Below are 9,475 nucleotides of genomic sequence, written 5' to 3'. Positions count from 1 at the left end.
TGCAGCGCGCGCCGTCGGACCGCTGGCGGCCGGCCCGCCTGCGCCTCGACGACGCGGGCCAGGTGACCGTGTGGACAGCACGCCCGTTCCGCCGCCTGCAGCCGGAGCGCGTGCACGCCGTCTACGCCGAGTCCGTCCTGGCCCGCCTGATCCTGTACCGCCGCGGCTGGCCGCTGGTGGGCGCAGCCGAGCGGTACCAGCGGTAGCATACCCCACTTCCCCCTCCCTGTACCCGCCGCCCCTGGGGTAGCACCTGGGGGCGGCATTTTCTGCCGAAAACAAAATGGTGTGTGGGGCGTGTCCCCGGAAATCCCCGGTTTCCCCCGGAAGCCCCCTTCGACTGTTGCGCCCGCGCGTGGGGAGCAGTCCGCTCAAGTGCTAGCGAAGGCACGCTGGATCGCCTCAGCCAGCAGCTTCCGCGCTTCGGCCTCACGCTCGCCGAGCCCCAACTCGGCGAGCGTGCTCACCAGTGCCTGCTCCATCACCCGCGTCAGGCGCTCGATCTCGGCCTGATCCCACAGCGCTCCCTGCCGCAGCGCCACGACGCGGGTGAGGTAGTGGCTCACCAGGCGATCGGCCGCTCTGACGGCCAGCCGCTGGTCAGGCTCACCGAGCGCCTGCCGGAGCCGGGTGATGCCCTCGCTCGCTCCAGCGACCAGTCCAAGGGTGATGGCCTCCTCCATCCGCGCCAGGTGCGCTTCGACTGCGGCGCGGACAGCGGGGTGCTGATGCCAGCGGACGGCCGTCCGCTTCGAGACGCCGGCCTCTGCCGCAGCTTCGGCCAGGCTCGCGCCACGCGCCAGCGCTGCCGCGAAGATTCGTTGTTTCGGCGAGAGTGCGTCCGCTGGCATCGATTGTCACCGTTTCCGTCGCAAGTTGCGCGATGCCCAGGCACGCCAGCCCGGCCATCGGCAGTCGAGCGTCGCTGCGAGCCGTTGCGCCTCAGCGGCCAGCGCGTCACGCGTTTCCCGGTCACCGCGGAGTTCCGCCCCGATCGCAGCGACGAGCGCCTTGACCAGCGCCGTAAAGAGCGCCTGCTGCTCAGAGGCCGGCTGTCGCCGCCGTCCCATCACACCATCTCCCGGACGCTGAGCGGCCGCGGGGCTTCGCCTTTGGCGCGCCGCACCGCACCACGCGCGAACAGGAGACGACTCTCGAGCGCGAGCCGTCCTTCGAACCGGAGCACCCGGTACAGCTGGATGCACTCGGCATCAGAGGGCGGCAGCAAGGTCTCGAGCGCCTCAAGCGCCTCACGGGCGAATGCCTCCGCGCGGTCACGAGTGAGGTAGACGCCACACTCGCGGATGAGCCACGCGGCACGGCGCGCGTCGCGGTCGTTGACTGCCTGCCGGAGCTCCGACCGGAAAGCGCGAGGGCTGTCGCCGCCAGCCCTCTCGATAGCTCGTTCGATGCGCTGGCGGTAGTCCAGGGCGTCAACGCCGGTCAACGCGAGCCGTCGGAGCACGGCTTCGGCCTCGTCAGGAGCCGAGTCGAGCAGGCTGGCGAGCTGTTGCTCGATCGCGCCGATCCGGCGCTCGGCCTCAGCGATCACGCGCTCGCGCTCGTAGTCGCGGTCGCTGGGCCGGACACGTCGTCCCTGCTCGTCGAGTCCCTGCTCGAGCGCCTGGAGCCGGCCGCTCAGCTCCTCAGCTACGGCATCGGCCTTCCGGATCAGGTCGTCGATCGTCTTCATCGCGCTGCTCCTTTCTCGGTCGATTGTTCACACGCTCAATCTGATCTGCCAGGTCTGCGAGCCGCTGGGTGGCGTAGTCGAGCGCTGCGTCGCCGAGCACGAGGGCGAGCCACGCACGCGCGTCGCCACGCAGCCAGCGGCAGGCCTCGCGCCGGCCCTGGCGGCAGTCAGCTACGGCGCACCGGACAACCGCCGCCACCAGCGCCTGGACAGGCGAGAGACCGAGCGTCCTGTCGGGGCCCAGGCTGTCGCCTGTCTCGGCGATCTGGTGGCCTGGCGGAGCCCGGACACTCAGTGCGTCGAGATAGTCCCCGACGACGCGCGCGATCTCCGCTGGCGAGCCAGCCGCCTTGATCGCCGCCATCACCTGGCGTACAGGGTGGTGCACTACCGGGTCGCTGTCACTGGTCATCGCTCACCACCTCGTACCTTCGTCGATAGGCCCGCTGAGCGTCGAGCAGCGTGGACTCGATCAGGAGCGCAACCTGCACCAGCTCAGCCCGGTGCGCCGTCTCGGCCGCAGCGGCCAGGAGTTCGATCACCCGCAGGAGCGCCTCGCGTTGGCTCATGGTGCTACTCCTGTCGCCTCACGGCACCGGGCGCAGACCCCAGCCGCAATCGACTGCTCCGTGAGCAACGCCAGGCCGCACAGGCGACACCGCGCCGCGTCGCCCGGTGGGTCGTGACCGTTTCCGAAATTCGGGGAAGTATGCTCGGCGCTCGGTTCCCCGCTCAATGCGCCCGATGCGCCCTCAAGTGCGTATAACGCCGTCGTGTCTATATATGTTTCTCCGTTATAGTCACTTTTGGGCGCATTCGGCGCATACGGCGGCATCGAGATATCACGAGTAGAAGACAAGAGACGGATACCGGCGCGGGCCTTCGTCTTGCCGGCAATCAGCGTCGGGTTGAAGCCTCGCTCGCTCAGGCGATTGCCGAACGCGCGCGTTCCTAGTGGTTGCTCGCCCTGCTCTTCGCACCAGGCCTTGTAGTCGCTGTAAAGATCCTTAAACGCGGCCAGGAGCGCAACTTCCGGCCCGAGCTGGGCGATCAGCGTCGCGGGATTCGAGCGCGTGCTCACGGCCGGCCTCCGCTCCCCTGCCGCCGCAGCGCCGGATCACCGGCCCGCGCGTAGTTCCGGCATGCTGAGCACCGTAGCCACTGGGGATCGTCTGTCGGCTCCAGCACTCCGCCGCAGCGGCAGCGGGGAGGCCGCACAACGGACGGTGAGGCACCGTCAGATTCTCCACCAAGCACCCCATATAGTAGAGCGGGTGGAGAATCGACATTGCCCTCGTTTTCCGCGTCCTGACGCGGAGATTTCTCCACCAGGCCCGTTTGGGTGGAGCTGGTGGAGAATTGAGTGGGCTCGGTAGAGCTGGTGGAGCTGGTGGAGAAAGTGGAGCTGGTGGAGCTGGTGGAGAATCCGGGCGAGGCCGCGTAGCGGTATGGGTCACCGCGCTTCCCGCTACCGCTCCGCGACAGCACCCCGCGTTCCACCAGCGAGCGGATGGCGCGAGCGCAGAGCGTGGCCTGCATCTGCGTGGCTTCGCGGATCTCCGGCTCGGTGAGCGCAGCGTCTTTCACGGCCTCGAGGATCGCCGCCTCCGCTTCGGCCTGCTTGCGCTCGGCGACGGTGCCGGCCAGCGTCACCGTCCCAGTCCGCTCGTCGAGCACGATCACCGACTCCGGCAGGTCGTCGCCGTACCGCTGGATCGTCTCGATAGTGCGCGTGCCGTCCTGGTGCCGGCGCATGAGGAGCGCCGTATCCACGGCCCCGAAGAGCGCGGTGGAGCCCAGGATCGCGTCGCCCCCAGTCCGCTCGCCCTTGGCCAGGTGGTGGATCAGCAGGATGTGGCAGCCGCTCGTTCGCGCGAGCTCGATCACGGGTTCCAGCGCCCGCGTCACCTCGGCATAGTCGTTCGCGTCCCGCACGCGCACGAGCTTAAGCAGCGGATCGACGATGACTAGCGCCGGCTTGTGCAACTCGATCGCGGCAGCCAGCGCCTCCAAGGCGCGCTCGGGTGCTACCCCGACGTGGACGTACACGGGATCGCCGCCGCTTGCGCCCTGACGCCGGAAGTGCTTGGCGATCTCGGCCCGCTTCTCCTCGAGCGCCAGGTAGACGACTGAGCCTTGAGCGGTCTCCCGGCCCAGGAACGGCTCGCCCCGCGCCACGGCCAGCGCCAGGCAGCGAGCCGTCGTGCTCTTCCCGACCTTCGGCTTCGCGCCGAGCAGGGAGACGCCGCCGCTGGGGAGCATGCCTTGCACCAGCCAGGCGATATCCTCTTCCGGCTCGTCCAGGAGGTCGCCCAGCGCCGTCAGCCGAAAAGCCCCACCAGCTCCACCAGCTCCACCGGGTATACCAGTCGGTGGAGTTGGTGGAGAATCGACACGGTCTGCCATGCCAGGTTCCGGCGCCGGGACACCTGGCACCCATTGCTCGGCCTCGGCCATGAGGCGCAGGACGTCTTCGGCGGTGCCGCCACGAGCGACGAAGTCCGCTGCATCCCCTTTCAGCGGTGCGTCGGGCCAGTCGATCACCCAGACGTACTCGCACCCGAGTGCGCTCAGCCGCTCGGCGAGCCGACGCATGTGGGATTGACCGGCGTCGTCAGCATCTGGCCACAACCAGACTAGCCGCCCGGCTAGCGGTCGCAGCGACTCGACTGATGGGATCGTGTCCGCGCCACAGACCGTGCCGACCGCTGGGATGCCGAGCCTGAGGAGCGCGTCAGCCGCCTTCTCGCCCTCGGTGATCACCACCTGCTCGGCGTCGCCCAGCCGCTCGATCGCGTAGAGTGGCAAGCCCTCGACGCGCCGGCCGCCGAGGCCTCGGCGGCCGTCCGGCCCCTCCCACCACATCTGCTTCTCGCGGCCTGGGCGGTCGATCCGGACGTGGACGGCGACCAGCGTGCCGTCCACGTCACGGACCTCGTAGCGTGTCTCGCGGGCAGGCTCGCGGCGAGGCCAGAGACCTCGATCCTGCAGCTCGCGGATCACGTCTCGGTTGCGGCAGCCCGCGAAACATTTGAGGAGGATCGTGCCGTCGCGAGCCGTCGTGACGCTGAGGCTGGGCTCGCGGTCGGCATGACACGGACAGTGCACCTTCCCCTGGCTTCGCTTGATCGCCCGCTGGCACTCACAGCGGGGATTACCACAGGTGAGCGCCTGGAGGATCGCGGTGACGTCGATCATCGCCGCCCCTCCTCCTGCTCGATCTGGCGCCGCAGCGCCAGCACCGTCGTGGGGCGACCGGTCGTGCATTCGATCTCGTGGACATCGCGCGCGACGCGCACGAAGAGGTCGAGCACGCAGCCGGGGTGCAAGAGGAGCGTCCCCTCATAGCCGAACCACACGACCGCAGGCGGCTCGACTGGCAGGTGGCAGTAGAAGCAGGCATGACCGACCAGGTGCTCGTAGGGCCACGGGGCGCCAGGATGGATCACCGCCATCGCCGCCCCCTCTCGCTTGTGGGGGTATACCCGGATGGGGTATGATGGGGGCGTAATGCGGATATGCGCCCGCCTGCTGTCGCCCCCGGCCGCCCGCCCGGGGGCGTCGGCCATCTATGCATCGCTGCCGGCCTCCTCTCCGTCGGGGGCCGGCAACTCCGGCTCAGTGGCCAATATAGCCCGCCAGAAGCTCCGCCAGGCGGCGAGCTGCTCCGGCGTCAGCGCGTGGGCCGGGCGGATATGGACGGTGATGGTAACCGCCTCATCCGCAATCTGGCGGCGGGCAGCCGCCGACGCGCGCGCGGCGCGCTGCTTCCGCTCCCGGAGCTCCTCCGGCGGTAACGCCCGGAGCGCCTCGAGGGCTTGAGCTGTTCGTGGGGATCGGGTCACTTTCGACACCGCCTTCCGACCCCCGACCGGTCACCCAGCCGGCAGGTGTAGGCGGTGTCCACCGCAGCGTTTACGTTGCCGCTAGCTTACCACGATGTATGTACGGCATCAAGAGGGATAGCTCACGTAGGCGACACTGCGGCAGTCAGGGCATTCGACATAGCACGGCATCGCGGTCTGCGGCCTAGGTGCCTCAACAGTAGCATCAGTCTGATACGGCTCACCAGCCACGCCCCACAGGCCCATCTCGCGCAATGCCCACGCAAGCCAGGCGGCGACGTCCCGCGCTGAGCGGGCAATGATCGGCGGCGGCGCGAGATCATACCGGAACCGCTGTGCCGGCTGCCCACTCCGGTATCGATCCGGATCGCGTACCAGGTGTAGATTCACCGGCATCTCACCGATACGAGCGCGCGCGGCCTTACTCCGCACCCAGATGCCATCTTTCCGCTGCACGAAGCCGCGCGGCAGCTCGAGCACGACGATCGGCTGACCGCTCAGGGGGTGCGGCTCGGTGAGCACGTCACCGAGCTTCCCGCCTGGGCAGTGTGGGCAGAGGGCCTTCGTGTGATCCCGGTTCCACCGGCAATGGGGCATACCGCGGTTGTCGGCCATCTCACTGCTTCCCTGGCGAAGCGGTCATCCGGACGCGGATTTGCTTTTGCATACAGACGCACCAGACCACGTTGTCAGCCGGGACTATACCCGACGTATGTACGCCGTGACAAGTCGCACCCATCAACTCTTGGCGGGTCAGGCGCAGCGGCAGGCGCTCGGGATGTCCATTGCTTTGCCAACCACAAGACGTACGTGATGGGGACGGCCTGGCGCAACCTGACCTTCGTCCAGGTGTTCACCGACGAGGGGATCATCGGCGTCGGCGAGGTGCGGATGCTCAATCACACCGACGCGCTGCTCGGCTACTACCAGGAGGCGGTGCCGAACCACGTGCTCGGCAGCGATCCCTTCAACGTGGAAGACCTGGTCCGGCGCATGATGCGCAACGACTACGCGCGGCCCGACTACGTGATGATGGCCGGGATCAGCGCCATCGAGATCGCCTGCTGGGACATCATGGGCAAAGCGCTGAACCTGCCCGTGTACCGGCTGCTCGGCGGGGCCGTGCGCGACAAGATCAAGGCCTACGCCAACGGCTGGTACACGGTCGAGCGGACGCCGGCCGAGTTCCACGCCGCGGCCAGGCGCGTGGTGGAGAAGGGCTATCGGGCGCTCAAGCTCGACCCGTTCGGCCACGGCTTCTACGAGCTGGATCGCGCGGAGAAGATCCGCTCGGTTGAGCTAGTGGAGGCGGTCCGCGATGCCGCGGGGCCGGACGTCGAGATCCTGATCGAGATGCACGGCCGCTTCAACCCGGCGACCGCCATCGAGATGGCCCGCCTGCTGGAGCCCTACCAGCCGGGCTGGATCGAAGAGCCGGTGCCGCCGGAGAACCTGGCGGCGCTCAAGAAAGTCACCGAGAAGGTCAACATCCCGGTCGCGACCGGCGAGCGTATCCACACCCGTTATGATTTCCGCGAGCTCTTCGAGCTCCAGGCAGCCGACATCATCCAGCCGGACATCACCTACTGCGGCGGGCTACTGGAGACCAAGAAGGTGGCTGCCTGGGCTGACGCATACTACGTCCTGATCGCGCCGCACAACGTCTGTGGCCCGGTCGCAACGGCTGCGGCCCTACACCTCGCTGCCTGTACCCCCAACTTCAAGATCCAGGAGCACTTCAACGACTTCGCCGAGGACCACGTGAAAGCCGCTGCTCCTGGCAACCCCGAAGTGGTGGATGGCTACTTCGCCCTGCCCAAGGGGCCGGGGCTGGGCGTGGAGCTGGATCTGGACGTGGTGCAGGCGCATCCGCGGCGTCGGATCTTCTTCAACCTGTTCGCCGAGGAGTGGCATCGCCGCCAGGCGACAGTCGACGGGGCGTAGCCGCGCGAGCGAGCCTGGGAGATGGCCCATGGCTGGAGCGAACGACAGCTTCGCGCAGCGGCTTAGGCGGATTGAGCCGCCGGCGGGCGCGATCGCGCTGTTCTGGATGGGCCAGGCGAGCTTCGCGCTCAAGGGGGCCGGCCTCACGATCCTGATCGATCCCTACCTCAGTGAGCACCCCGACCGGCTCGTGCCACCAGCCGATCATCCTGAGGCGTTCGACTTCGTCGACCTGCTGCTGATCACCCACGAGCACCTGGATCATCTCGACGGCCCGGCCTGCCGGCTCATCGCGCAGCGTGCCCGCGGAGCCCGCATCATCGTCCCCGCCCCGATCGTCGAGCAGGTCACCGCGCTCGGGGTGGACGCCGAGCGCGTGCTCGGGGTCCAGCCGGGCGGGCCGGTGACGGTCGGCGCTGCTCGGGTCTGGCCGGTGCCGGCGATGCACGGCTTGCACGCCAGCGATGCCTACACCTTCGGCCGCGAGTACTCAGATGGCCAGTATCGTTTCCTCGGCTACGTGGTGGAGCTAGACGGCGTACGGGTATACCACGCTGGCGACACGGTGATGTTCGACGGGCTGATCGAGGCGGTGCGGGCGTTGGCGCCGCAGGTGGCGTTGCTGCCGATCAACGGGCGAGACTACTTCCGCGAGGGGCAGGACATCGTCGGCAACCTGAACGCCCGTGAGGCCGCCAGGTTAGCAGTAGAGATCGGTGCTGAGGTGCTGGTGCCGATGCACTACGATCTGTTCCCGGCGAACCTCGAAGATCCAGGCGTCCTGGTGTCGTACGCGCGCCGGCATTTCCCTCACCTGCATGTGCTGCTGCTCGGGCACTTCCAGCCCTTCGTGTACACACCCGTGCTGCGCGGGAGGAGTGATGCGTCATGAGTTCTCTCGGCACCCCTGAGCGCGATCCCGCGACAGCCGATCATCCGGCACCGGCTCTGTTTTCCCAGGAGGGAGCGACCGGCGGCGCGGCGTTGCCGCTGCCAGCACGACCGGCCGCGCCGCTCAGGGCCCTGCAGCGGCTGACTGGGTTCAAGGAGTTCAACATCCTGGGCGCTCTGCTGCTGCTCTGCGTCTTCCTCTCGCTGACCACGGAGGCCTTCCTGACCACCGGCAATCTCTTCGGGGTAGCGCGGGCCTTCTCGTTGACGGCGATCGTCGCCATCGGGCAGACCCTGGTGATCCTCACCGGCGGGATCGACCTCTCGGTCGGCTCGGTGCTAGCGCTGGCTGGGCTCTCGACCGGCATGCTACTGCAGGCGGGCTGGCCGCTGCCGCTGGCCATGCTGGCCGGGCTGGGGGTGGGCATCGCCTTCGGCCTGTTCAACGGGTTGATGGTCACCCGGGTGGGGTTGCCGCCGTTCATCGTGACCTTGGGCACGCTCAGCATCGGGCGTGGCCTGGTGTACGTGCTGACGAAGGGCTATCCGGTCACGATCCCATACGACTACGCGCCGTTCATCGCGCTGGGCCAGGGGTACCTGTGGATCGTCCCGATCCCGGTCGTCATCATGGTCGCGCTCACCGTCGCTGGTGTCGTCTTCCTGAACGCGACGACGCTCGGTCGGTACATCTACGCGGTCGGCGGCAACCCAGAGGCTGCGCGGCTGGCCGGCATCCCGGTCGACCGAGTCAAGCTGTTCGCCTACGTCACCTGCTCGACGCTGGCGGCGCTCGCCGGGCTGATCCTGGTGGCGCGCCTGGTCTCGGCGCAGCCCTCGGCCGGGCTGGGCTTCGAGCTGCCGGTCATCGCGGCCTCGGTGATCGGTGGGACCAGCCTGATGGGCGGTGAGGGCACAGTGCTCGGCGCTGTGCTGGGCGCGGCCATCATGGGCGTGCTCGAGAACGGGATGGTGCTGCTGGGCGTGAGCACCTACGCACAGCAGGCGGTGACCGGCACGGTGATCCTGCTGGCGGTCGCGCTCGATATCTGGCAGAAGCGGCGGCGCGGGAGCCGGTAGCGAGGCGAGCGGGAGGGAGCGG

At 68.4% G+C, this 9,475-nt stretch carries 14 protein-coding genes; 4 read left to right on the top strand and 10 right to left on the bottom strand.

Annotated features, from left to right (window positions below; genetic code table 11):
- Positions 1-206, top strand: a 206-nt coding sequence (locus tag NET02_RS12700) for a hypothetical protein (RefSeq protein WP_284057797.1), incomplete at its 5' end; no start/stop codon positions are given.
- 165 nt (positions 207-371) lie between these two features.
- On the opposite strand, the gene NET02_RS12695 is transcribed toward NET02_RS12700, so the two are convergent.
- The 10 genes from NET02_RS12695 to NET02_RS12650 form a co-directional block, all read right to left on the bottom strand.
- Positions 372-851 (bottom strand): hypothetical protein, encoded by a 480-nt coding sequence (locus NET02_RS12695; protein ID WP_284057796.1) that lies wholly within the window; start codon positions 849-851, stop codon positions 372-374.
- 6 nt (positions 852-857) lie between these two features.
- Complete coding sequence (locus NET02_RS12690) at positions 858-1,070, bottom strand: hypothetical protein (RefSeq protein ID WP_284057795.1); 213 nt, start codon at positions 1,068-1,070, stop codon at positions 858-860.
- Entirely contained in the window at positions 1,070-1,693 is a 624-nt protein-coding gene (locus NET02_RS12685; protein ID WP_284057794.1) for a hypothetical protein, read from the bottom strand. The genes NET02_RS12690 and NET02_RS12685 overlap by 1 nt, the downstream gene beginning before the upstream one ends.
- On the bottom strand, positions 1,647-2,105 hold the full coding sequence (locus NET02_RS12680) for a hypothetical protein (RefSeq protein ID WP_284057793.1): 459 nt from the start codon (positions 2,103-2,105) through the stop codon (positions 1,647-1,649). The genes NET02_RS12685 and NET02_RS12680 overlap by 47 nt, the downstream gene beginning before the upstream one ends.
- Positions 2,095-2,262: a hypothetical protein gene (locus NET02_RS12675; RefSeq protein WP_284057792.1), complete on the bottom strand. Its 168-nt coding sequence runs from the start codon at positions 2,260-2,262 to the stop codon at positions 2,095-2,097. The genes NET02_RS12680 and NET02_RS12675 overlap by 11 nt, the downstream gene beginning before the upstream one ends.
- Positions 2,259-2,774, bottom strand: coding sequence for a primase-like DNA-binding domain-containing protein (locus tag NET02_RS12670; protein ID WP_284057791.1), 516 nt, complete (start codon positions 2,772-2,774; stop codon positions 2,259-2,261). Before NET02_RS12670 ends, NET02_RS12675 begins: the two co-directional genes overlap by 4 nt.
- The gene (locus NET02_RS12665; RefSeq protein WP_284057790.1) at positions 2,771-4,891 is read right to left on the bottom strand and encodes an AAA family ATPase; all 2,121 of its coding nucleotides are present in this window, start codon (positions 4,889-4,891) and stop codon (positions 2,771-2,773) included. The genes NET02_RS12670 and NET02_RS12665 overlap by 4 nt, the downstream gene beginning before the upstream one ends.
- The gene (locus tag NET02_RS12660) at positions 4,888-5,148 is read right to left on the bottom strand and encodes a hypothetical protein (protein ID WP_284057789.1); all 261 of its coding nucleotides are present in this window, start codon (positions 5,146-5,148) and stop codon (positions 4,888-4,890) included. Before NET02_RS12660 ends, NET02_RS12665 begins: the two co-directional genes overlap by 4 nt.
- 114 nt (positions 5,149-5,262) lie before the next feature.
- The gene (locus tag NET02_RS12655) at positions 5,263-5,538 is read right to left on the bottom strand and encodes a hypothetical protein (RefSeq protein ID WP_284057788.1); all 276 of its coding nucleotides are present in this window, start codon (positions 5,536-5,538) and stop codon (positions 5,263-5,265) included.
- Between the two features lie 108 nt (positions 5,539-5,646).
- Complete coding sequence (locus NET02_RS12650) at positions 5,647-6,153, bottom strand: hypothetical protein (protein WP_284057787.1); 507 nt, start codon at positions 6,151-6,153, stop codon at positions 5,647-5,649.
- Between the two features lie 198 nt (positions 6,154-6,351).
- Here NET02_RS12650 and NET02_RS12645 point away from each other — a divergent pair, with 198 nt between their 5' ends.
- From NET02_RS12645 to NET02_RS12635, 3 genes are read left to right on the top strand one after another with little or no spacing between them, the layout of a single operon-like run.
- Positions 6,352-7,482 (top strand): mandelate racemase/muconate lactonizing enzyme family protein, encoded by a 1,131-nt coding sequence (locus NET02_RS12645; RefSeq protein WP_284057786.1) that lies wholly within the window; start codon positions 6,352-6,354, stop codon positions 7,480-7,482.
- A 28-nt stretch (positions 7,483-7,510) separates the two neighbouring features.
- Entirely contained in the window at positions 7,511-8,374 is an 864-nt protein-coding gene (locus NET02_RS12640; RefSeq protein WP_284057785.1) for an MBL fold metallo-hydrolase, read from the top strand.
- A complete protein-coding gene (locus tag NET02_RS12635; protein ID WP_284057784.1) occupies positions 8,371-9,453 on the top strand; it encodes an ABC transporter permease in 1,083 nt (360 codons plus the stop codon). Before NET02_RS12640 ends, NET02_RS12635 begins: the two co-directional genes overlap by 4 nt.
- Positions 9,454-9,475 lie beyond the last annotated feature (22 nt).

The organism is Thermalbibacter longus, assembly GCF_023806485.1.
Lineage (GTDB): Bacteria > Chloroflexota > Chloroflexia > Thermomicrobiales > Thermomicrobiaceae > Thermalbibacter > Thermalbibacter longus.
Note: the sequence above shows the minus strand (reverse complement) of the source record. Positions and strands in the feature narration are given on the sequence as shown.

Bases quoted from the DNA above. Each gene is read 5' to 3' on its own strand.
- NET02_RS12690 (WP_284057795.1), bottom strand. From the start codon at position 1,070: ATGGGACGGCGGCGACAGCCGGCCTCTGAGCAGCAGGCGCTCTTTACG.
- NET02_RS12660 (WP_284057789.1), bottom strand. From the start codon at position 5,148: ATGGCGGTGATCCATCCTGGCGCCCCGTGGCCCTACGAGCACCTGGTC.
- NET02_RS12685 (WP_284057794.1), bottom strand. From the start codon at position 1,693: ATGAAGACGATCGACGACCTGATCCGGAAGGCCGATGCCGTAGCTGAG.
- NET02_RS12680 (WP_284057793.1), bottom strand. From the start codon at position 2,105: ATGACCAGTGACAGCGACCCGGTAGTGCACCACCCTGTACGCCAGGTG.
- NET02_RS12695 (WP_284057796.1), bottom strand. From the start codon at position 851: ATGCCAGCGGACGCACTCTCGCCGAAACAACGAATCTTCGCGGCAGCG.
- NET02_RS12640 (WP_284057785.1), top strand. From the start codon at position 7,511: ATGGCTGGAGCGAACGACAGCTTCGCGCAGCGGCTTAGGCGGATTGAG.
- NET02_RS12675 (WP_284057792.1), bottom strand. From the start codon at position 2,262: ATGAGCCAACGCGAGGCGCTCCTGCGGGTGATCGAACTCCTGGCCGCT.
- NET02_RS12650 (WP_284057787.1), bottom strand. From the start codon at position 6,153: ATGGCCGACAACCGCGGTATGCCCCATTGCCGGTGGAACCGGGATCAC.
- NET02_RS12665 (WP_284057790.1), bottom strand. From the start codon at position 4,891: ATGATCGACGTCACCGCGATCCTCCAGGCGCTCACCTGTGGTAATCCC.
- NET02_RS12635 (WP_284057784.1), top strand. From the start codon at position 8,371: ATGAGTTCTCTCGGCACCCCTGAGCGCGATCCCGCGACAGCCGATCAT.
- NET02_RS12645 (WP_284057786.1), top strand. From the start codon at position 6,352: ATGGGGACGGCCTGGCGCAACCTGACCTTCGTCCAGGTGTTCACCGAC.